Genomic DNA, 23,574 nt, shown 5'->3' with positions numbered 1-23,574 from the left:
CTGCAATCGGTGTAGGCGAACCGGTTGCAGTTTTTTGTGCATATAGGCTTTTTGGTTGTTTTAGGCCAGGGAGTCCACTATCTGTCGTAGTGTCGCAAAGCGCTGCAGCTTAAGGTATGGCTATATTCAACAGGGTTGAAACGTTATATAATAAATGCATCATCATTGCGCCGAAGGATGGGGTTTACATCATAAAAGATTTGATTCTCAATGCAGGTATCATGATCTCCTACTTCTTTCTGGTCAGTATTATTGTCAAGGAGCCCTTCAGGCCTGATTTAAGCAGGAGTGAGCAAATAAAGGCGGCTTTCAGTGCTGCTTTTCTGGGTGTCCTTTTGATGTATTTCTCCGTTGAAGTTACGAATAATATCCGACTTGATTTGCGAAACATACCGATTATCATTATTGCGGCATTTAGTGGTCCGGTTCCGGCGATGCTGGCAGGTGGCTTGATTGCGTTGGCGCGTTATTTGCTCTTTGGCTTCAATGAGGCTTCATTGATTGCAGCGTTGTCCATTATTGTGACCACTTTAGGGGTGGCTGCTGTGACAAGGATGGGGCGATTGTGGCGGGTATGGTCCCTGGCTACTGCATGGAGTCTCATCTGCACATTGGGCTTATTGGCTCTGGGGCTATGGGGCACCGATAAATTATGGAGCAGTGCGGCGGCTTTTTCATTGATAAGCGTGTTCGGTGGAGCGGGTGTTGCCTATCTGGTCGAGCTCATGCAGAGCTCAGCCGTGATGGCCAGACAGAACCGCAAATATTTGCAGCAATCTCTGCTGCAGAATGAGGAGCTGGAAGCACAGAACGAGGAAATCGCAGCCCAACAGGATGAATTGGAAATGATGCTGAAAAAAAACGAATCGCAGTACGGGATGATTGAGCGCATTCTGCAAGCCAGCTCGGATGGGGTGATCTTATGTGATGCTTCCGGTCATATCCGTTATTCCAACGAGCAAATGAAGCAGCTGGGTCTTGGCTGTGCACACTGGGATAATATTATGGTATGGCTGCATTCCTGGCAGCGCCTCGTTCAGCCAGTGAATTTGAAGCTTCGTGAGCATGCGGAAGATGTACTCGCAGGACGCGAAGCCTCCTATCGGGTGCGTTTCTCGATGCCGCTCGATAAAGTCAGGTATTACATAGAAATGCGTGTGGAGCCGATCTCTACCACTCAAGAAGAAGCTGAATTTCTGTTCTTATTTCGGGACAGGACTGAGGAAGAAAAGGCTGATGAAATTAAAAATGAGTTTATTTCCGTTGTCTCCCATGAGCTGCGAACGCCGCTTTCTTCGGTACAAGGCTTTCTCGAAATTTTGCTGCATCGCGATCTGAACGAAGAGAAGCAGAAACGGTATCTGCAAACGGTTTATAATGAGTCCTTGCGATTGAGTCATCTCATTAATGATTTTCTGGATATTCAGCGTCTGGAGGCGGGCAGGGAGGAGTACCATTTTGAGTTGATGGAGCTTTGTTCCTTTAGCGAAGAAATGATTGGAGAATGGCAGCAGGGCAAGCAAAAGCATCAGCTGTTTTTGCAGGTGGCGAATGAGAAGCTGTCTATTCTGGCTGATCGGGATAAGCTGAAACAGGTATATTTGAATTTACTCAGCAATGCTGTTAAATACTCCCCCGAAGCCGAACGTGTCGATGTACGGATATTACGCATCGGGTCGGATGTACAGATCGATTTTGTCGATTATGGGCTGGGTATCCCTGATGATGCGAAGTCGAGTATATTTGAACAGTTTTATCGAGTGGACAACTCGGATCGTCGTAAGATTGGCGGCTCCGGGCTGGGCTTGACCATTGTCAAAAAAATTGTAGAGGCTCATGGAGGTGCTGTCACCTTTGAATCGGTATTTGGGGAAGGTACGACGTTCAGCGTGAGACTGCCGATTAGTAATCGCATCGAATTTGAACAGCCGTGAAACATGACAACGGGGGGTGTAGTGATGAATCACAATAAAGCACTGCGGCGAATATTGCAGCAATCCGGCAATGAGGATTTATTAGAGATATGGAGCAAGGAGGCTTCTCTATCGGATATTAATTCGTTCTTGCTGGAGCTGTTCAGAAACAAGACGGATTCAGCATCCCCTGGCGATTTATTGAACAAATATGCAGCGAACAGCTTCGTTCAGCCCGCCGCGGTCAATCCCATTGCACTTAAGCAATTGGAGATCACGCTGCTGCAAATCGCGGAGGCAGCCTCATTTCCGTCTATTCAGCTGTCGCCCGTCGCACCCTTGGGCTCATGCTCGGTAGTGGCAACGGCTGATCAGAACAAGATCATATCGGCTCTTCGAGGAACCGAGGTCGTGGCCGATGCGACTAATCTGCTTGCGCTTCATATGTGCACACTACTCAAAGCCCGTAAGGCTAACAATGAGGTGCAGCCGTTACAATTCAGTACCACACACCGGCATGTGCGGGCTCAGCCGTTTAATTTTCCTGGGGCTTTGACACATTTCAGCTTGTTCTGCATGGTGACCTCGGGACGGGACTCAGGCTCCTATTCATTTGAAAAAAGAGCTCTGCTGGATCATATAAACGTGTACCAACAAATTTTCAAAGCTGTGTTCGATGTCAATATTGAAGTTCAATTCAATCAACGTGATGGATATACGGACGGGGCTGGTCTTATTGGGAGATTAAGCGATTACATACGTGAGATGATGCCGGACATCGTCGTTAGCGAGAACACCAGCAAGACGGATAATCGATATTATAAGGGTATGCAGTTCACTATTATTGCCATGATTCGTGGGCAGGAAGTGCGAATTGGCGATGGTGGTTTGGTCGATTGGTCGCAGCAATTGTTGGGCAATCGAAAGGAAAGAATGATGATTAGTGCAATTGGGCTGGACCGAATGCTATGAGCTGCAGCTTAAGGCTGCTGTCTATGCTTTAGCGTCGTATACAACCAATCCGTTACAGCCTGAACCGTGATGTCCAGATTGGTCCTGCCTTCTTTGTTCAAGTAGGAGCTGCTTGCCCGAAAATAATCCGGATGGCCGCCAATCAGCGGCAAGCGGAGCTGTGTCGTATGGGCAGCGGGGGCTGATTGACGCCAAACCGGCAAACCGTGTGCGTTTCGCTGCCACATGCCCCGGCTTCCAAGCCAAGTTACAGGATCAGAAGAACGTCCGTTGTCGCGGCCAGCCTCGGCATACATCCAGGAGTCCTGCAGCCATAGAGGTACAGGACATTTAGGTGAGCCGATTTGCACAACACGAATGGGCCAGCCCGCGTCATAAACCTGCTCTTCAGCAAGAATGCTGGCAGCCTGAACAGCAGCTACCCCGCCACCACTATGACCGATCAACAGTGGCCAGCCCTCCTCGCCGCAAGCCTTAATCGACATTGCGGCTCTGCCTCCGCCAATAGATCGTAATGGACGGGTGCGTGCGGTCCACATATCATGGCGAAGCTCGTGCAGCTGATGCAGCAGCCTGCGATTCCAATCGCCATAAGGGTAAAGCAGTCTGGAGGCTGACACGGAATAACCTGCTTGCGTTAAGCTTGCGATCATGGCCAGCCGAAAGTCCTCCATGAAGAGCGGAGCTGTCGCCACCCCTGCCAGCATAAACAGATTTACATGAGAAACCGGCAAGCCCATCCGATAAACCTCCACCTATCTTCAATAATCTTTTTATTATAGCAGAATCGCGAAGAGCGGCCCAATCCTTCCTTTTTCGATAAAAAAATACATAAAAACACAAAATAACAGCAACGATTATCGGTTATTTACGTATAGGTAGACACAGGGCTTTTTAGTGCCTCTGCACGTAGTGATTGCTTCCCCCGTCAATCGCAGCATGGTCCTTGGGATCATGTTGAAGCTCTGCGATTTAGCCGTACGTGCACGATGGCTGCCATATAGGTCTGAAGTCAGCGATAGGTACTTTCATTTAAGCACCAAAGATATTAAGATCATGAATATTTTATGTGAAGATACACCGGAAAACCCCATGAAGCACATTGAGTTAGTGTCGTAAACATGGTAGACTTTTTATAGTAATAAAGTCACGGTTATTTTCATGAAAAGTTTGAGGAGTGTGTTTCGATTAATGGATTTTCTTAAAAAACTTTTTGCAAATGTAACCGTAAAAAGATTCTCAATTCTTTTCTTGATTTCATTGCTATTAATTAGTCTGGGGGGCATGCTGAATCTCGTTTTGCTAACATTTTTACTGGCTTATATCATCAACAGTCTCCAGGGTTTTATTTCATCCAAAATAAATCGATACGTCCGTATCAATGATAAAATTGTTGTGATCACCATCTACATCGTGCTGATTATTTTGCTGGTTTCGGGTATTTCCAATGTCCTGCCCAAAATCATCTCACAATATAAAGCGATTTCAGATGGTTTGATTCATCGTTACAACACCCCGGCTAACGACTGGCTGTCGGAATATATAATGAATACGATCATAGGTCTGGATTTTCAATCCTATACAAGGCAAGGTCTGGGTTATGTATTCAAAGTAGGAGATTGGGGCAAAACCTTCTTCTTATCTGTGCTGTTAAGCTTGTTCTTCCTGCTTGAAAAAAACCGAATCAAAAGTTTCACGGCGAAGTTCAAGACGAGCAAAATTGCATGGTTCTACAACGAAATGGAGTATTTTAGCCGGAAATTCATCGTTTCCTTTGGTAAAGTGATAGAAGCACAAATTCTGATTGCGATTTTTAACACGATTTTTACTACAATCGGTCTGTGGATTCTTGGCTTTCATTACTTGGTTGCCCTATCGATTGTCGTTTTCCTGCTGAGTCTGATTCCTGTTGCCGGTGTGATCATCTCCTTGATACCGCTTAGCATTATTGGTCTTCAGCTTGGTGGTGTCATGATGGTCGTCTATCTAATCGTGATGATCATGGTTATTCATGCTTTTGAGAGTTATTTCCTTAATCCGAGATTAATGTCGTCCAAGACAAAGCTTCCGATGTTTTATACGTTCGTTATTCTTATATTCTCAGAGCATTTCTTTGGTATTTGGGGGTTAATTATTGGTGTTCCGGTGTTCGTCTTCCTATTGGATATTCTGGATGTAAATTATCGAGAAGAGACGGCGGGCAAAGCAAAATCTGAGTACGAATCTATAAAATAAATGAACAGTCAGGGGGGCGTAGTGCGACGGTATGTATCGTCAGACGACGTCCCCTGTTCAATCTAATCATCACATTGCCACAACAATTTATGACTTCATGGAGTGCCCTTATTTGCACAGGAGGAGAGAAAAGTGAACAAAGATATGGATTATCAAGCTTACGATATGGGTGATGTGGAGACCCACAAATTAAAAACAAAATTGAAATTGGCAAGTGGCGATATTTTCAAAGCAAAAGGTCAGGCTGATGGTCAGAAAGAGATTTATTGGCAAGTAGTCAAGCAAGTAGAAAAGGACACTTATATGTGTAAAGTCGTTGGCATCAATGAATATACCCCTTGAATATTAGCATGTACGGTAGATAAGCATTCATTAACAGCAGCTGTTCAGGGTACCGATTGTATGAAAACTAACATATATTTTTTACCAAAGCTATGATAAATTAAAAGAATATAGTATATTCGGGGAATTTGTCTTTTAAAGGAGAAATAAATGTGATAAACAAGAAAAAAGTGAGAAAGGGTCCCAAGACCGGCAGGCTGGTCAAGGTATTAACGGCATCACTCGTTTTGAATCCTGCTTTGTATATGCTCACGTTTGAAAAAGCTTTTGTAGAGGCCGTTTCCTCGGCTAGCTATAAAGCCCCCTATGTGAGTAAAGCGCTTCCGAACTTTCACACCGGGGTAGGAACTCCACTAACGCTGAATTTGAACGAATACTTTGACGGGATCAACAGCTATTCCGTATCAGCCAGCAATCTGACGGGCTTTACGGCTACAATTAGCGGAAGCTCGCTGATCCTGACCAACACGCGTACAGGAACGGCAACGGTCAATGTCACGGGAACGGCAGCAAACGGGGGAACCGTATCCGATACCTTTGATGTCGCAGTTGTACCGGATAGCTTGGATAAGGACGGCAACGGTCAGGTAGATATTGGTGAAATTGTTGCTTATACAAGCAGTCATCCGATGACTAGAGATATTTTGCATGAAACGTTGAGCTTCATTGCCCCTCAAAAGCTGACTTCCCCTAATATGGCCCCCAAGTCTCTGGATACATCGATTACGGTCTATAAGAACAGTCCGACTACACTAAGCCCCGCTGACTTATTCTCGGATGAGGATGCGCTTACTATTGACAACAACTCCATTAGTTTGAGTCCAGTCGGATATGCGACAGGAAATGTAACCAATAACCAGCTTACCGTTACTGCGCTTCAGCATGGCTCCACGGTTCTGGATATAGCTGTAATGGATGGACGCGGGGGGAAAGCAAGCAATCGTTACAATGTAACGGTAGGCAATCGCGTTCCCGTTTTTACAGGCTCGGATGTAACGGTAACAACAAATACGTATTCGCCAACCATCGATTTACATACTTTATTCAACGATCCGGATGGAGATCCTTTGCAATTTGGCACTGTGCAGGTTTCATCATCGTCGCCCAACACACCTGTGCAGCTAGTAAGAACCGACGATACCTTTAGACTATATGGTACTGCGACAGGATCTGCCACCGTAACGGCAAATGCATCGGATGCCTATGGTGGAACGACGACAGGCACCTTTAATGTGACAGTAACGAATGCAACTTATGTAAATCATCCGCCGCAATATAATTCAGTATTGAATAAGCTGGTCAATAGGACAATCGATCCATCCACTGAACCGAATGCGTACAATCCGTTTACAATTGATTTGACGAATGCTTTTACTGATCCGGATAATGATAATCTAACGTATACAGTCGCGAGCAGTACCGTTTCCATAGCTGCGGCTTCCATATCTGGTAATCTGTTAACGGTGACTCCGCAGACGGAAGCTCATGGTAAAACGACCGTGACGGTGACAGCGAACGATAATCGTGGCGGGATTGTCAGTTATGGCTTTGATGTGCTGTTTACTGGTGTTGCTACTGAAAACCATCCGCCACAATATAACTCAGCATTGAATAAGCTGGTCAATAGGACAATCGATCCAACCATTGAATCGAATGCGTACAATCTGTTTACGATTGATTTGACGAATGCTTTTACCGATCCGGATAATGATAATCTAACGTATACAGTCGCGAGCAGTACCGCTTCCATAGCTGCGGCTTCCATATCGGACAATTTATTAACGGTTACTCCGCAGGCGGAAGCTCATGGTAAAACGACAATAACCGTGACTGCCAACGATAATCATAGTAATAATACCAGTTATGGCTTTGATGTGCTGTTTAATTCGCCTCCGACATTTACGGGTTCACTGGTTAATCCCCAATATAGTATTCAGCATATGGAGCCTGCAATCGTAAGTATAGCCGGGTTTGATGATGCCGACGATGCCAGGAACTTACTAAACTATTCGGCGATGTCTGATTTGGATGGCTCGTTAAGTGTTACGACTGCAATATCGAGCTCCAGTGCAAAAGCTTATATTAATGGTCTTTCCAGAGGAACGCACACCGTAACTCTAACTGCTACAGATCCATTTGGCGGCAATCGAACAGCCAGCTTCATGGTCAACGTACAAAATAATGCTCCTATGGTCAAGAGACCGATTTCCGTTATAAACGGTGAGTCCGTAGCCATTGTGGCAAGTGACATTTTTAACGATATCGATGGCGATAGCATGTCCCTTACCGCCTTCCAAGATATAAGCACAAACGGGCTGGTCTCAGCATCTTTGGAAAGTGGAACGTTGCATGTAACGGGAATTGGTGTAGGCTCAGGTTCGGTTGCAGTTACGGTTAACGACTACCATGGTGGTGAGATAACTACAGTATATGGTTATACCCCCATTCCAGAAGGTCTTGAACTACCGTTAACAGTGTATAGTCGGCTCCTTGACATAGAGACAGGTCCGAACTTGACGAAAAAACTCGATCTATCCAGTTATTCTAGTGGATTTACATCCTTCACGGTTGTATCCAGTGATTCGAATATAGTCCAGGTTTCGGGTCCGGTAGGTACGGATTATAATTTAACAGCAGGCAGCACGACGGGATCCACAACGATAACAGTCAAGGCATACGACAGCTACGGAGAAGCTTTGACAACTACGTTTCTATTTATGGTAACGTCTTCTCCAGCCTAAAAATAAATGCCACCAAAATGCTTCATATGAAACAGGTGAATCTCTTGCAAACAAACGTACTTGAATTTGAACCTATCATCGAAGCATTAAAAACGAAGCGATATAAGGAAGCAGAGATGCTGTCTGTCGAAATTTTGCAGCATAATCGTCTGGTTGCACAGGTATGGGTATACCTCGGTGAGGCTTTGATGCATCAGGGGTATGGCAAGGCGGCGCGGTTGGTATTTGATCGGGCATGGCTGCTTGACCCGCAGTCAGGATGGGTTCGTGCCGTATTTGAAGCAGTTAGCGGTGTGCCGGATGGGCCAGAGAGAGCGTCCATTCAGGAGCTGCTTGCTGTAAAAAAGGTTACTGTTGCCGCAGCTATTCTTTCCTACAACAGTGAACGCTCCCTGGAACGCTGTTTGAGAGCATTGACTGAGACGAATGCCGTCGATGAGATTGTTGTGATCGATTCCTATTCGACCGATCGAACGGTTGATATTGTTCGCCAATTTCCGCAGGTCAAGCTTGTCAATGCCGATTGGCATGAGGATTTTGCTGACAAGCGCAATCAGGGACTTGAGCATATAGAAAGCGATTGGGTATTGTGGGTGGATGCTGATGAATATCTGTTTCCTGAGGATCAGCATGCTATTCGTCAGGTGGCCGGAATATTCGATGAGGTAACGATTCCTCCCGTGCTGATGATTTGGCAGGTCAATGAGATGCAGGGAACAGTCTCGGACGAATTTACCCAGCACCGAATGTTTCCGACGAAGCGCGGCTTGAGCTATAAAGGACGTGTTCATGAGCAGATTGTGCTGAATGGACAGGGGATTTTTGAAGGGGATACGTATCGTCAATCGGTACGTATCCGACTTCTTCATGATGGATATGAGCCGACCGTAGTTCAGCAGGAGAAGAAGCTTGAACGCAATCTGAAGCTGCTTAAGCAGATGGTTGAGGATGAGCCGGACAATCCGGGATGGCTGCTGTACTACGGCAGGGAAAACATGGTCGCTGGCAACCTGGACAAGGCCGTTGAGGTATTAACTTTGGCGGAGGAGAAGGCAGCGGGGCTTACAAATTTTGGGCGAACTCTGGATATTCTTATGTACCTGGTGAAGATCCACTTGTCACGCAAGGAGCTTGAGCAGGCGGATCAGGCGTGCAAGCGCGCCATTCAAATCGCTCCGAATTTCCCTGATGCCATCTACTATATGGCACAAATTCAGATGCGTCAGGCGATAGGTCTGCTTCAGACCGCAGAGGTCTCGCTGCGCAGTGTGAAAGGACATTATCAGGAATACCGCGGATCAACGCCCGCTGACACACAGATCCCGCAGTGGAGAACCGATGTGGCGCTTGCTGATCTGGCACTCATTTCCGGTAAAAAGGCGGAGGCTATTTCAATTTTCAAACACATCTTGGAGCAGTATCCCGATCTCGATGTTATTCGCAAGAGGCTGGCACAATTAGAAGGACATGGGAAGTAACCGCTGAGGGTTACTTTTTTTGTTTCCATATTCGGTAAATCAGGAACGTTATCAGCAAGAATAACACATACACACCAATCGATAGCAGCAGGCTGCGGGTATCTGACGTCAAGCTGCTCCCGATAAAAGCAAATAACAGCATGGCTGGAATTTTTCCGATAGCAGAAGCTGTAGCAAAAGGCAGCAGGCGTATAGAGAGAACGGCAGGATAAATATTGACGACAGCCTGAGGAATAAACGGCATCAGCCGAGCGAACAGGATCGTCATAAACGGGTTGCGTTCTATCCTTTCATGCAGCTTTTCCAGTCGGTTGAATTTGGATAAAAAAGCTCTGGCCTGAATGTGAAAGAATGTACGAGCCATTAAAAATATAAGCACCGAAGCAACTGACGCTGCAGACCAGCTGATCAGAGCGCCTATCCATGGACCATACACAAAACCGAGCAGTCCGATGATCACTTTATAAGGAACGACAGGGATGATTATAAAACCCATTGCGATGAGAAATACAACGTAGAGCGGAGCATTTCCATTTTGCATCCACAATAAAATTTCATCCTTGTACAGGAAAAAGATCAGCAGCATGGCCGCATAGGTAAGGCCGGTATACCATTTTTTCATGAGCTCTCCTTATGATCCATACGGAAGCATACAATTCGCATTCATTGCAGGTTGGAAAGGGCGACCCTCCCTCAAAAGAATTTGTCGGAGAGGCCGCCTTTTATGATTGTACGAACTAAGTCCTAGGTCCAGCCCCAAAAAAAGCCATCCCGATCCCAGGCTACACGGCCCTTGTGCAGTTTTTTGAAAATCTTTTTGACTTCCTTGGATATGGACGGATTGCCATTGTCATTCACATAAATAAAGGATTCACCAAAGTTTTCACTAATATAGGTAACGGCTTGTGCTTGATATAAAATTCCGGCAAATCGTACTTCCTTCAACATCCATTCAGCTACTTCTTCTGCTGTAATTTCCAAACGAATCGCTCCCTAGCTGTGATATGATTAACTATTAATATATCATACTAATTGACAGATGTTTAACAAAGGAGAAATTGTACGTGCGAAGTTATTTGATTTTGGGAATGTGTGGTTTGTTTCTGATTCAATATTTTGCCCGGCTGCATTGGCTGGAGCCTGTTATTATTGTGATGACACTGATCGCTTTTGCGGGAAGTGCGACGAAGGCGAACCCTACAGCGCGTTGGTATGGTATCGTTATGCTGATTGTAGGTATCACCCTGGAATGGGGGAAAGGTACCGGATTTCAAGGGATCAGTGACGGCATCTCGATGAATCTTCCGCTGTTAACGTTAGTCATTTTGGTGCCGCTGTTGTCCTTGCCCTTAAAGCTGGGTGGATATTTTAGCGCGATTCATCTGTTCCTGCAGGGCTTAAGGCATCATCCGCGCAGTCTGTTTTCAGGAATTACGAGCGTCTTGTTTATATTAGGCCCGATTCTGAATCTGGGCTCGGTTCGTATGGTGGACGAGCTGCTTAAGGATCTGAAGCTTCCTCCGGCCTTGTTAGCCAAAAGCTATCTAGTCGGCTTCTCGACGACGATGCTGTGGTCGCCTTATTATGCGGCTGTCGGATTGGTGCTCTATTATTTACAAATTCCAGTCACAGGTTATATGGCTTACGGGATTGGGTTGGCGCTGCTGTTTCTACTTATAGGCAATATTCTGTTTGCGATTTCACAAAGCCGACACCCTCTGAATATGGAGTCCGAAGACACGGAGTTTGCAGAGGACGTCGTAAAAGGGTACCGCACCAAGCTGCTGCAAATGGGAATCATTATTGTGGTTTTGATGACGACCACATTTGTATTGGAATCGTTGACGCATTGGTCGATGCTGGTGATCGTCAGCTTGCTTGCGATTGCTTTTCCGCTCGGGTGGGGGTTGGTCACAAAGGGCTGGAGCCGGTTAATCCCGCATTGGATCGATTTCAGGGATCAATCCGTACCCCTCATGAATAATGAAATTGTGCTGTATACAAGTGCAGGCCTTTTGGGACGGGCGATGCAGGGCACCGACTTTGGCAGCGGCATTGGTTGGGTTCTCACTACGCTTGCAAATCAATCGTTTATGCTATTTGCTGTTTGCGTGGTCGTGACCATAGTTGCCGTCACCTTTATCGGCATCCATCCGATGGTGATTGTCACAGCTTTAGTTACACAAATGAACGCCGAACAGCTGGGTACCACAAATCCCATATTGGCTATGCTGCTAATGCTTGCCTGGTCGATTTCGTCAGTGTTAAGCCCTGTGAATCCGCTGAATTTGATGGTTAGCCGCCTTACCGGCCTTTCCGGGCTTCAGGTCGGACTTCGTTATAATGGCTGGCATCTGCTGATCGTAGCTGTGCTGGGGATCGGGATTATTACGATTATTCATTAGAGAGGTCTGAGGAATGTCAGATAAGAATGGATTTACTCGCGGATATTACTTATACTACAGGTATGATTAAGATCGATAAATAATGGAGTGGTGAGATGAGCAAGGGAAGAGTATGGAATAAGGGGAAACGCAACGGAGGAGGCGGACCACCGGAAGGAAAGAGCAGCAAGGCTAACGCGGCAGCTAACAAAAGCAGTATCGCCCCGCCTCAAGAAGAGTCTGGCATGTCTGTACAAACCGTCGTCCAAGAGGTAACCCGGGTTGATCAGATTAAACCGATGAATCGCGCCAATTGGGTATCGAGGCCTGCGAGAGTCACACCGGAGAAGAAGAGCACAAACAACACCAATACGCAGCAGTGAAGCTGATTCATACCTAACGAACCTCCTTTTCAGGGGTTCGTTTTTTTGTTGAACGGGTAAAAATAAAGGAAACTTAAGGAAAATGTAGAAATCATTCAGTGTTTTATCTCAAAAACTATCGTCATATTCTTGTACATGAAAGGAAATACGATGATCTCAATTACCGAAGCTTATGTGGATTCATTGGCGATTAACGCCAGCGCTATGAAAAATGGCCGCGATCTGGCCAAGAAGAAAAGCTTTCCGATGCTGGGTAAATCGGTTGACGAATCGCTTATATTTGGCGAATGCAAGGGGAGCGGCAAGGAGCCGTATCGCTGCTCGGTAGATCTGGTGAAGCCGGATGAACCGGTGTTTCGCTGCTCCTGCCCAAGCCGGCAATTTCCTTGCAAGCATATACTTGGACTGATGTACGCATATGCACAGGGCGATTCTTTTGTGACTGCTGATATTCCCGCTGATATTGTCGGAAAACGAGAGAAGGCGGAGAAGCGCGAAGAGAAGCGGGAGGAAAAAAAGAACGAGCCCCAAGGCGAAGCTTCTCCCAAGAAGAAAAAGACCAACCAAGCGGCTTTACTTAAAAAAATAGCTGCACAGCTCGAAGGCATCTCGCTATTGGAAAAGCTGATTCATCAGCTGACGCAGGCGGGACTTGGCAGTCTGGATAAAAAAACATTAAAAACCTTAGAGGATCAATCGAAGCAATTGGGCAATTATTACATACCGGGACTGCAGATTGCTTTTCGCGAGCTGCTGCTTGAGATAGGCTCTGCGAATGACTTGAAGGATAAAGAATCGATGTATGCCGCCATCGTTGAACATCTGGGAATCTTACATACGTTAGTCAAAAAAAGCCGCGATTATTTAACGGCCCGACTTGATAACCCAGACACCCCGATCGACATCGAAACGACGCTGGAGGAACGGATCGGTCATGCCTGGCAGCTTGCCGAGCTGCGGGAGCATGGGCGTGTGCGGTCTGGCGCGGAGCTGGTTCAGTTGGCATTCCTGTCCTATACGGACCAGGCTCGCAGTGAATTTGTCGATGAAGGCTATTGGGTTGACCTGCGTTCGGGACGAATCGATGTGACGCGTTCCTATCGGCCTTTTCGCGCAGCCAAGCATATGCGGGAGGAGGACTCTGTCTATCAGGTGGTCATGCCTCAGGAGCTGTTCATGTATCCGGGTGAGATTAATGCGAGAGTACGCTTCGAGGAAGCCGCGCTGCGTGATCTGGTAAAGGGGGACTATGTCCAAATTGCGGCTGCAGCTCACAAATCGTTTACCGAAGCGATCAAGCTGGTGAAAAATCAGATTAAAAACCCGTTATCGGATAAACATCCGGCCCTGCTGCTGGCTTATACCGAAATTAGGCGAGTGGATGACGGATTTGTCATCGTGGATGGACAAGGGAAATCGATCATGCTCGCAGATGTCGCCTTTGCAGATCGTGCCACCACGCCGCTGATTCCTCTGCTGAATAAGCAAGTTGTACATAATCAGGCCCTGCTTGTCCTTTTTGGCCACGATAGGCAAACCAACCGCTTGCAGGCCCAGCCGATAAGCATTGTGACACCTGATGAAATTATTCAATTGCTGTATTGATGGATCAGATTAGGTCATAAGGATAACTGAGAAGGTTAGGAGATCATGTGATGAGCATAGCTATTTTATCCGATTTGCAGCAAGAGATACGACGTTTGTTTATTGCCGGCAGCGGGCTGGCAGAAGGCGACCTTCGTTTGACGAAAATATTGCCCCAACTGCAAAAGCTTGGCGAAGCTGCGCCTGTTTTCAATAGGGTGGCCCAGTCGCTGGCCCAGGTAATAGAGCCGCAAAAAGCCGAGCAGGCCGCCGTAAAGCTGCTAGACCTCAGTATACTAGTGAATTCGATTTTGTATACACAGGGTACAACAGAGCCGACAGGCGGTATGGCAGAGAGTGTACAGGTTGAGGGAACGAATATCGCATGTTCAACTACGATTCCTCACCGCAGGCTTCATCCGGCTGTCGAGGCATTAACATCCAAGGGCCAGGGAAGAATGGAGCAGCTCCGTCTGTCTTTTGAGGATGGAAACCTGCAGGATTTCCGAATCATCCCGCTTGTGGTAGCTGCTCTGGATGATGGTTACTCGGAGATTGCCGAATTCGTCTATGAGAAGGTCATTCCGGCTTATGGTGCGGATGCACTTCCAGCGCTTCGGGAGCAATACAATCCACAGGGTGGTAAACCGGATGGGCGTCGGCTCAGGCTGCTGCATCGTTTGCTGGATGCTTCCGGTATGGACCTCTATCTTCAGGCTGCCCAGGAGGGTTCTCTAGACGTCCGTTCAGCTGCAATAGAGCTGCTCGGCAATTATTCGGAACAGGAAAGCTATATTCTGGAACAAGCCGATGATAAGAAAAAGGAGATTCGCAGCGCAGCTTTTGCCGGCCTGGCAAAGCTCGGAACGGAGAGGGCAGTGGATCGTCTGTATCAGGCTTTAACCTCGTCCAAGGATCGTGAGCTTGCCGCAGAGCCTGTATCACAATGCAGTGCAGTCACGCTGACAAGCAAGATTATTGCCAATGCTGAGGAAAATTTGCAGCGTATCGTTAGCGGGCAGGGAATAGTCGGAGCTGCGAATGCCGCTGTGAATAAGGAAAGAGAAGAAGCGATCAAGCAGCTCCTTGCCGATGTACAAGCACTGGATGAGAAGCAGCCTGAGGAAGTGCTGGCATTCCTGAAGAAGCTGCTCTCCACGACCGATTTTATCATTCCAGAAACAGAAGAAATCCAGCAGCAGGCTGCTAATCAGCTATTGTGGATGCATACACCGGAAGCCTATGAATTTGCAATCAGCCTACAGGATGCGTATAACGGCACCTTTATTGCCTACAGCTTCCGTGCAGCTTATAAAACACTTTCGCCTGAAGAGGTGTATAAGCGGTTTGCACCGGAATTGTCGAATCCAAAAAAAGTGGCTGCCAAACAGCTATTAGGCGCGATACATCGGGTCACCCCTTCGTTGTCCAAGCAATTGCTGGCAGCAGGCTGGGATGATGAGGACTTTAATGCCACATCGTTTGCAGCAGGCGAGTCTGCATCCAAGCTTGATCCGAGATGGATTGATGTATTTGTGGAAATTGATGAGGAAGAGCTGGTATGGTGCCTTGCAGATCGACCGAACCCACACATTGCCGCGTATATGTCCAGCAAGCTTCAATTGAAACCAAGCTTTCGGACACATCGTACCTCCTCGCTGCTGCTGGCATTATTCCGAATTGGTTACAAAGAAGCGCCGGAGCTGTTAATGGGCATCTTGGAGAAGGAATCGGTCAAAAATTTGTATTATTTAGACACCGAGCAGCGTGCGCTTCTGAATCTGCTGCCGCGTTCCTATGCTGACAGGCTGCAGAAGTTCGCTGAGGCGCTTACGTATGAGAACATCAAAAATCAGATACTTGCCATTGCTGAGTCCGTAGCAGCCAAACCAGAAGAGTTAGCCAATGAATCGGTTACCGAGAAGGGAAAGGGATTATGGGGATGGATCAAAAACAAGATGTCTTAAGGCTTCCAGCCGAGCGGTTATACGAACACGAGCTTGAGGCTTTGAAGCAAGCGGATAAGGATGCCTTGCCTTCAGGCTGGAAGCTTTCTCCTAAATCCGTGCTGACGTTCATTACTGGAGGTACCGCAGGCGGCGTGGATATCACGCCCAAATATATCGGGAACCGCCGTCTGGTAGAAATGGCCATTGCCACACTGCTGACCGACAGGGCGCTGATGCTGATTGGCGAGCCGGGAACAGCCAAGTCATGGCTTTCCGAGAATTTGACCGCTGCGATTCATGGGGACTCCTCCAAGGTCATTCAGGGAACAGCGGGTACAAGCGAGGAGCATATTCGTTATTCATGGAACTATGCGATGCTGCTGGCCCAGGGGCCATCCGATCAGGCGTTAATCAAAAGCCCGATTTTCCGCGCGATGGAGAGTGGTGGCATTACGCGATTTGAAGAAATTTCACGCTGCGCCTCAGAGGTTCAGGATGCTTTAATCTCGATTTTATCTGAAAAAACATTGTCAATTCCCGAGCTTGATCGGGAGTTGTCGGCGGCACGCGGCTTTTCAGTGATTGCTACAGCGAACACCAGGGATCGTGGCGTTAATGAAATGTCGGCAGCCTTGAAACGGCGTTTTAATATTATTGTGCTCCCGGCACCGTCGGATATTGAAACCGAGGTAGGCATTGTTCGTAAACGTGTCGGTGAAATCTCCGCGAATTATGAGCTGAACGCTTCCCCTCCGGACGATGAAGCGGTACGTAAAGTCGTGACAATTTTCCGTGAATTAAGAAGCGGAATGACGCTTGACAGCAAGAGCAAGATTAAGCCGCCAAGCGGAGTCATTTCCACAGCAGAGGCGATCTCCTTGCTGACAGGAAGTATGGCTTTGGCAGCCAGCTTCGGGAACGGTACGATTACGGATGAAGATGTCGCGGCAGGACTGCAGGGTGCGATTGTGAAGGATGAAGAAAAGGACAGCCTGGTCTGGAGGGAATATTTGGAAAATGTGATGAAGAAGCGGGGATCATCTTGGAGAAGTCTGTACAACGCCTGCTCGGAGATGAACAATTGAATAACAACGCTGCTCACAACGGCTCTCCTGTGGGAGAAGAACTGGACAATGGCTTTCATGTATTCGGGATTCGGCATTTATCCCCTGCCGGCGCCCATCATTTGTTGTCTTTTCTCGATAAGGTTAAGCCGACTGCTATTCTGGTCGAAGGGCCGAGTGATGCAAGCGGCCTTATTCAACAGCTAACCTCCCGTGGTGTCGTGCCGCCGATTGCGATACTCGCTTATACGGACCAGCTTCCGGTACGGACGCTGCTCTACCCGCTGGCTGAATATTCGCCGGAATATCAGGCCTTCGTATGGGCCAACCGTCATGGTGTGCATACCGAATTCATCGATTTGCCGTCGAACTTGGGCCTGGCGCTGTATGAGCAGCGGCGGAACCAACGCAAAGCTGTGCCAGATGTTCAGGATGAGCAGGATAGTGGACCACAAGTACAGTCTCAGGATGATCAACAGCATGGTGAACAGCAAGCAGCAGACAGTCCCGGGGAAAACGCGCTGCAGGCTTATTTGCGCCAGCAGCATGAGCGTTATGAGCGCATAGCCGAGCTTGCGGGTGAGCCTGATTACGATGCTTACTGGGAACGTCATTTTGAGCACAATACGCAGAAGGATGCTTATCAGCGCTCCATCTACGAGTTTTCATACCAGATGCGTGCCTTGTCCGAGCAGGATGAACGGAAGCACGCCGCCGCAGAGACTGCCTACAATGAGATTCGTGAAGCGTATATGAGGCGTCGAATCCGCGATCTGCTGGAGGCCGGACATTCACCGGAACGGGTAGTTGTCGTTACAGGCGCGCACCATGCTTCGGCTCTTGATCTAAGACTGCCGGTCATGAATGACAAGCAGCTGGCGAGCTTACCCAAAGCTTCAACCAAGCTGACGTTGATGCCCTATTCTTTCTATAAGCTGTCCACGCATTCGGGATACGGAGCCGGGAATCAGGCTCCAGCTTACTTCACTTTATTTTGGCAATGCTTGCAAAAGGGGGATTTGAGTCAGCTGCCCTCCTTATATTTTTCTCATGTAGCCGCTGCTCTTCGCGAGCAAGGCACGTATCGCTCGACTGCAGCGATTATTGAAGCGGTACGGTTGGCGGAAGCACTTGCATCGCTGCAGGGAGGCAGTCAGCCAACCTGGAAGGATTTACGTGACGCGGCAGTTGTTTGTCTCGGATACGGAGAGCTGTCGCCGATAGCGGAGGCTTTAGCCAGAACTGATGTGGGGACAGCCATCGGCAGCTTGCCGGAAGGCGTCAGCCAGACGCCGATTCAGGATGATATGAATCGTGAGCTGAAGCGGCTGAAGCTGGAGAAATACAAATCGACAGTAGCGAGCACACTGCAGCTTGACCTAAGAGAAAATCGCCGGGTGAAGACGGAGGAAGCCGCTTTTATCGATCTATCGAGGTCTGTTCTCCTACATCGGCTGGAGCTGCTTGGCATCAACTTCGCCCGCAAGCAGCGGGTTCATCAGGATGCAGCTTCATGGGCTGAGCATTGGATTTTGCAATGGACGCCAGAAGCCGAAATCCAAACTGTGGAGTCTACCTTAAAAGGTGAGACGATAGAGCTGGCGGCAGCCTTTGTGCTCAATGAAAGACTGGAGTCATGCGACGATATTGCCGAAGCATCACGTCTTATTCGGATTGCATGCGATTGCGGTTTGCCGAAGCTGATGGAGCAAGCCAGAGCGACCCTGCAGCAGCTTGCTGTCGATGTGGGCAATTTAAATCAAATTGCCGCAGCCGCTTATGAGCTGTCGGTCTTGATCCAATATGGATCATTGCGGAGAATTGAGACCAGCTCCTTAATTCCTTTGCTGCAGCAGCTGTTTTTGCGAGGCGCGCTTCAGCTCGTGGATGCCGCAAATTGTAATGATGATGCTGCCAAAGGCATCGTGTCCGCCATTCAGACGCTGCATGGAATCGCTCAGGAGCATTATGAAATTGTCGATGACAGGCTATGGCTAAACAGGCTGCATGAGCTGTCCTCCCGGGATGACCGGAATGCCAAATGCTCCGGATTTGCTTTTGCCATCCTGTTGGAGTGCAACGAGATTTCTGAGGAGCAAAGCGCTCAGGAGGTATCTAGACGGCTTTCGCCCGGCATCCCTGCGGATCTCGGAGCTGGCTGGTTTGAAGGCTTGTCCATGCGCAACCGCTATGCACTGCTCTCCCGTTTATCGTTATGGAAGCAGCTGGACGCTTATATGGAATCACTGGAGGAGGAGCAATTTCACCGTTCGCTCGTTTTTTTACGGAGAGCCTTTGGATCGTTTGAGCCGCGGGAAAAGGCAGCGATTGCCGAGATGATGGGTGATATCTGGGGAGTTGATGCAGGCCAGACAGGTGAAATGCTGCAGCAGCCGCTCAGTGAGGAAGAAAAGGGGAAACTCGATGAGCTTAATGACTTTGATTTCGGGGATTTGTAAACTATGACAACCATCAATCAGGAACAGGTAAAGCGGTGGAGATTGGTTCTGGGCGCGGCCTCAGAGGAGAAGCTGAAGGCGTGCGGCGGGGGCTCCGGCAGGCTGCTCGACGGAGATGATGTGTTGATGGATGAGGCACTGGCTGCCATCTACGATGATACAGCGGATGCATCGGGCCAGGAGGCGGGTAGTTCGGGCAAATCAAGGTCAGCCGGGCTGGGCCCTTCCTCGCCGAAGCTCGCCAAATGGCTGGGAGACATCCGTTCTTTTTTTCCGCAGGACGTGGTATCTGTTATTCAAGCAGATGCGATAGAGCGCAAGGGATTAACACAGCTGTTGTTTGAGCCTGAGCTGTTGTCACAGGTAAAACCGGATATTCAAATGGTGGCGACCTTGATGGCGCTTAAAGGCAAGATACCCGAGAAAACGAAGGAAACGGCTAGACAGCTGGTTAGAGCCGTAGTCGAGGAAATTGTAAAACGGCTATCGTCGAATATGCAGCGTGCGGTCACGGGGGCGCTCAACCGGAGGCAGCATTCGCCGCTGCCATCCTTTACTGGTCTCGATTGGAATCGTACGATCAGAGCCAACCTGAAGCACTACGATCAGGAACGGCAGCTGCTCATTCCGCAGAAGGTTTACTTTTTTGATCGCGCGCGCAAAAGCAAGGAATGGACCGTTATCCTCGATATCGATCAAAGCGGCTCGATGGCCAATTCGGTGATCTATGCCTCGATTATCGGTTCGATCTTTGCCAGTATGCCGGCACTTGATACGCGTGTGGTCGCCTTTGATACCGAGGTTGTTGATCTTAGTGAGCAGTGTGCAGAAGACCCGGTAGATATGCTGTTCGGTATACAGCTGGGTGGAGGCACGGACATTAATAAATCGGTCGCCTACTGCGAGCAATTCATTACGGAGCCGAAGAAGACTTTGTTCATTCTCGTAACGGATTTATATGAGGGCGGCAACCGTTCGGAGCTGCTGCGCAGATTGGACGATTTGCAGCAGGCCGGTGTAAAGACGATTTGTTTGCTGGCTTTATCGGATGAAGGGACGCCTTCCTATGACGAAACGGTAGCCAAAAAACTATCCCAGTTTGGTATTCCCTGCTTTGGCTGCTCTCCCGACCGTCTGCCTGAGCTGATCGAGGGGGCCTTGAAGGGACAGGATCTGCTGATGCTCGCTAATCGGGTACAGGCGGGTTCGAACCCATAGATCCAGTCAAATTCCTTGCCTGAGGTCCGATGAAGCTGATCTTTACGGTCATTTCATCGGGCTCCAAGCCTAGGTTCATTAAATATTTACTTATATTTTACAAAAAGAGGTTGAAAGTTAACAAAACGCTTTGTATAATAATGACATGATCAAAGTTAAACCGGTTTAATGAATCGGTTTTTATTGGGGAAATCATTAAACCGGTTTAATGATTTCTTAACAATCGTAAAAAGGGGGGATCAAATGGCAACCATCGATGACGTAGCCAAAGCTGCGGGTGTTTCCAAGGGAACGGTATCCAGTGTATTCAGCAAAAAAAGACCTATCAGCCGTCCTGTAACTGAACGGGTTCTGGAGGTTGCCAAGGACTTAGGGTATTACCCGAGCCATGTAGCGCGAAGTCTGGCTATTAAGAAAACGATGATAGCAGGCTTGAAAATGCCGATTTCCAAAGATAGCGTGATGTCGGGTTTCGAGATTCAGATGATCAATGGTGTTATAAGAGAGTTTTCCAAGCAGGGCTACAGACTTTTATTAGATACACTTCCTGAACATGATGATCCAACCCAATTTTCCATCGATCCCGTGGATGGTGTCATTATGCTGAACCCAAGAAAACAGGATCCTCGTATTGAAAGGTACAATCAAATGGGCATCCCGTTAGTATTGATTGGCCGTCCAGATCCAATTGAAGAACAAATTAGTTATGTCGACAATGATAACAGACACTTAAGTTTGCAGGTGGGTCAATATTTAATTGAACTCGGACACACAGCTATTTTATTCCTTAATTCCAGCGCTGATATGACGGTTGCTATTGACCGGGAAAATGGTTTGGCAGAAGCTTTCCAGCAAAGTGGTCAATCCTATGATCAGGTACACGTTATGAACTACTCGAGAAGGCAGCATGCCAATCCTACTGAATATGGTTATGTTTCACTTAAGAACATCTATGAGCCTAATCGATTCACCGCCATCATTACGGATACGGACCGCGTAGCACTAGGGGTCATGAGGGCCGCAAGAGAGCTTGGCATCGATATACCCGGCGAGCTTTCGCTTATAGCCTTAAGCAATGATGCTACTCTGGCACAGGAAATGACGCCTGCGTTAACCTCGGTTGAGCTATCCGCAGAAATGCTGGGTACGGAAGCAGCCAAAATTTTAGTCGAGAAAATGAAAGATGTAGATATCGTCGAGCAAAAGATCATTGAAGCCAAATTGGTTATTCGCGAATCGTGCAGGTTACTGTAATAGGCCGCCAATAGGCGGGTCATAAATGTAAACGCTTTATTAAGATTGTGTAAAGGTTGTATATAATCTGGGAGGTATATCATGATAACCAAATCGAAAATTATGAGTTTAACGATGGCGATTGCACTGCTGGGCACTATATTGGCAGGTTGTACCGGAAACGATACTGCAGCACCGTCAACAGGCAATTCAGATGCAAACGCGCCAAAAGGAAATGACAAAAAGGAAGACAGAACTCTCCGTATGATGTCAGGCGTTATTGGCGGTAAAACACCTGAAGAGAACACACTGTTCGAAAAAGAAATTGAGCGGTTGACCGGTATTAAGGCAAAGCTGGATAAACCAGCATCCGATTATGACCAGAAATTGCTGGCTGCCATTGCATCGGGCGAGAAGTTCGATCTGCTTCAGATCAGTAAAGAAAAAATGAACCTGTTCATCGATCAAGGTATTTTGACACCTCTTACGGATCAAGTAAAAGCTTCCAAAGTATTGTCCGATCCCGAGGTTTTGCCCGCGGGTGAATGGGATCAGATCAAAACGAAAGACGGCAAGATTTATGGTGTGTTCTCAAAGTTTCAAGGCGGAACGATGCCGATTGTACGAAATGACTGGTTAAAGAAGTTGAATTTGCAGGAACCCAAAACATTGGATGACTATTACAAGGTGTTAAAAGCATTTACCGAACAGGACCCGGATGGCAACGGCAAAAAGGACACCTATGGTTTAAGCACAGCAGGTATGTATGAGCTGCAAGGTATTTTCAGCGCAGCGGGCTTGAAGCAGCGTTATGTGGAGAAGGACGGCAAGCTGGATGTGCCTTACTCGACGGATGCGGCTATCCCGATTTATGAGTGGCTGAATAAGCTTTATAAAGAAGGCATATTGGATCCTAACTTTGCGACCAACGATACCGGTAAAATGCGTAATTTGTTTTTGACGGATCGTGTAGGCATGATCACTTATTGGGACGCCTGGGTAGGGATGCTCAACAATACAAGAAAAGAGCAGGATGCTGCAACGACGTTTGAAGCAAAAGGACTTCCTGGCGCAGCAGATGCGAACGGCAAATATATGATCCGTCGCGGTGATCCGGACGTATGGGTCATTCCGGTGAATGCGGAGCATCCGAAAACAGCATTTGAATTTATCGAATGGTGGCATTCCAAAGACGGCATTATGCTCGGAAGCCTGGGCATTAAAGACAATGATTATACGGAGAGCGGCGGTAAATACGAGCTTACCAAAACAGGTAAAGAGCATGCAATGGACCATGGCGTCCCTTTCTGGTACAACAAAAAGGTTCAACCTCCTTTCGGTCTGCTGCCAGGGGTAAAAGAAGCTCAGGAGCTGGTTGTGAAATATGCAACACTTGAGCTGACACCAGCCAAATGGGCAGATGCCGAGAAGATCATCAATGAAAATTCATTTAAAGCTATTCTCGGTGAAATGTCGGCCGCCGATGCGGTTAAAAAAATGCGTGAGCAGCTAAAAGCAAGCAAACTGATCGACTAATCTATGATGAAGTTTCAGCTGTTCGAAGGGAGTATACCGCTTGTTTACTTCCTTCGATATAGCTGAAATTACCAAGCGGATAA

Annotated in this window: 18 protein-coding genes; 15 read left to right on the top strand and 3 right to left on the bottom strand. The window is 47.7% G+C overall.

Features of this window, described 5'->3' with window-relative positions:
• The first annotated feature begins 116 nt into the window (after window positions 1-116).
• Both NST47_RS32810 and NST47_RS32805 read left to right on the top strand, forming a co-directional pair.
• Window positions 117-1,934, top strand: coding sequence for an ATP-binding protein (locus tag NST47_RS32810; RefSeq protein ID WP_341158890.1), 1,818 nt, complete (start codon window positions 117-119; stop codon window positions 1,932-1,934).
• Window positions 1,935-1,958: 24 nt separating this feature from the next.
• Window positions 1,959-2,885: a hypothetical protein gene (locus NST47_RS32805; protein ID WP_341158889.1), complete on the top strand. Its 927-nt coding sequence runs from the start codon at window positions 1,959-1,961 to the stop codon at window positions 2,883-2,885.
• Between the two features lie 8 nt (window positions 2,886-2,893).
• Here NST47_RS32805 and NST47_RS32800 read toward each other — a convergent pair whose 3' ends face one another.
• On the bottom strand, window positions 2,894-3,625 hold the full coding sequence (locus tag NST47_RS32800; RefSeq protein ID WP_341158888.1) for a hypothetical protein: 732 nt from the start codon (window positions 3,623-3,625) through the stop codon (window positions 2,894-2,896).
• Between the two features lie 421 nt (window positions 3,626-4,046).
• Here NST47_RS32800 and NST47_RS32795 point away from each other — a divergent pair, with 421 nt between their 5' ends.
• The 4 genes from NST47_RS32795 (at window position 4,047) to NST47_RS32780 (ending at window position 9,681) form a co-directional block, all read left to right on the top strand.
• On the top strand, window positions 4,047-5,120 hold the full coding sequence (locus NST47_RS32795; RefSeq protein ID WP_341158887.1) for an AI-2E family transporter: 1,074 nt from the start codon (window positions 4,047-4,049) through the stop codon (window positions 5,118-5,120).
• Between the two features lie 132 nt (window positions 5,121-5,252).
• Window positions 5,253-5,462 (top strand): hypothetical protein, encoded by a 210-nt coding sequence (locus NST47_RS32790; RefSeq protein ID WP_341158886.1) that lies wholly within the window; start codon window positions 5,253-5,255, stop codon window positions 5,460-5,462.
• Window positions 5,463-5,614: 152 nt separating this feature from the next.
• On the top strand, window positions 5,615-8,203 hold the full coding sequence (locus tag NST47_RS32785; RefSeq protein ID WP_341158885.1) for an Ig-like domain-containing protein: 2,589 nt from the start codon (window positions 5,615-5,617) through the stop codon (window positions 8,201-8,203).
• A gap of 26 nt (window positions 8,204-8,229) precedes the next feature.
• Window positions 8,230-9,681 carry a tetratricopeptide repeat-containing glycosyltransferase family 2 protein gene (locus NST47_RS32780; RefSeq protein WP_341158884.1) on the top strand — a complete coding sequence of 484 codons (1,452 nt, stop codon included), beginning with the start codon at window positions 8,230-8,232 and terminating at the stop codon, window positions 9,679-9,681.
• 10 nt (window positions 9,682-9,691) lie between these two features.
• On the opposite strand, the gene NST47_RS32775 is transcribed toward NST47_RS32780, so the two are convergent.
• Complete coding sequence (locus NST47_RS32775; protein WP_341158883.1) at window positions 9,692-10,303, bottom strand: TVP38/TMEM64 family protein; 612 nt, start codon at window positions 10,301-10,303, stop codon at window positions 9,692-9,694.
• 122 nt (window positions 10,304-10,425) lie between these two features.
• Window positions 10,426-10,662, bottom strand: coding sequence for a DUF6953 family protein (locus NST47_RS32770; protein ID WP_262685281.1), 237 nt, complete (start codon window positions 10,660-10,662; stop codon window positions 10,426-10,428).
• Window positions 10,663-10,745: 83 nt separating this feature from the next.
• On the opposite strand from NST47_RS32770, the gene NST47_RS32765 reads away from it, so the two are divergent.
• From NST47_RS32765 to NST47_RS32725, 9 genes are all read left to right on the top strand, one after another.
• Entirely contained in the window at window positions 10,746-12,086 is a 1,341-nt protein-coding gene (locus NST47_RS32765) for a hypothetical protein (protein ID WP_341158882.1), read from the top strand.
• A gap of 95 nt (window positions 12,087-12,181) precedes the next feature.
• Window positions 12,182-12,448 (top strand): hypothetical protein, encoded by a 267-nt coding sequence (locus NST47_RS32760; RefSeq protein ID WP_341158881.1) that lies wholly within the window; start codon window positions 12,182-12,184, stop codon window positions 12,446-12,448.
• Between the two features lie 135 nt (window positions 12,449-12,583).
• Window positions 12,584-14,053 (top strand): SWIM zinc finger family protein, encoded by a 1,470-nt coding sequence (locus NST47_RS32755; RefSeq protein WP_341158880.1) that lies wholly within the window; start codon window positions 12,584-12,586, stop codon window positions 14,051-14,053.
• A gap of 50 nt (window positions 14,054-14,103) precedes the next feature.
• Window positions 14,104-15,999, top strand: a complete 1,896-nt coding sequence (locus NST47_RS32750) for a HEAT repeat domain-containing protein (protein WP_341158879.1) — start codon at window positions 14,104-14,106, stop codon at window positions 15,997-15,999.
• Window positions 15,975-17,066 (top strand): ATP-binding protein, encoded by a 1,092-nt coding sequence (locus tag NST47_RS32745; RefSeq protein ID WP_341158878.1) that lies wholly within the window; start codon window positions 15,975-15,977, stop codon window positions 17,064-17,066. The genes NST47_RS32750 and NST47_RS32745 overlap by 25 nt, the downstream gene beginning before the upstream one ends.
• 29 nt (window positions 17,067-17,095) lie before the next feature.
• Window positions 17,096-19,504 carry a DUF5682 family protein gene (locus NST47_RS32740; protein ID WP_341159804.1) on the top strand — a complete coding sequence of 803 codons (2,409 nt, stop codon included), beginning with the start codon at window positions 17,096-17,098 and terminating at the stop codon, window positions 19,502-19,504.
• 3 nt (window positions 19,505-19,507) lie between these two features.
• A complete protein-coding gene (locus NST47_RS32735) occupies window positions 19,508-20,722 on the top strand; it encodes a VWA domain-containing protein (RefSeq protein WP_341158877.1) in 1,215 nt (404 codons plus the stop codon).
• Window positions 20,723-20,965: 243 nt separating this feature from the next.
• Window positions 20,966-21,976, top strand: coding sequence for a LacI family DNA-binding transcriptional regulator (locus tag NST47_RS32730; RefSeq protein WP_341158876.1), 1,011 nt, complete (start codon window positions 20,966-20,968; stop codon window positions 21,974-21,976).
• Window positions 21,977-22,057: 81 nt separating this feature from the next.
• A complete protein-coding gene (locus NST47_RS32725) occupies window positions 22,058-23,491 on the top strand; it encodes an extracellular solute-binding protein (protein WP_341158875.1) in 1,434 nt (477 codons plus the stop codon).
• The last annotated feature ends 83 nt before the right edge of the window (window positions 23,492-23,574 follow it).

The organism is Paenibacillus sp. FSL H8-0034 (assembly GCF_038000305.1).
Taxonomy (GTDB): Bacteria; Bacillota; Bacilli; order Paenibacillales; family NBRC-103111; genus Paenibacillus_S.
Note: the sequence above shows the minus strand (reverse complement) of the source record. Positions and strands in the feature narration are given on the sequence as shown.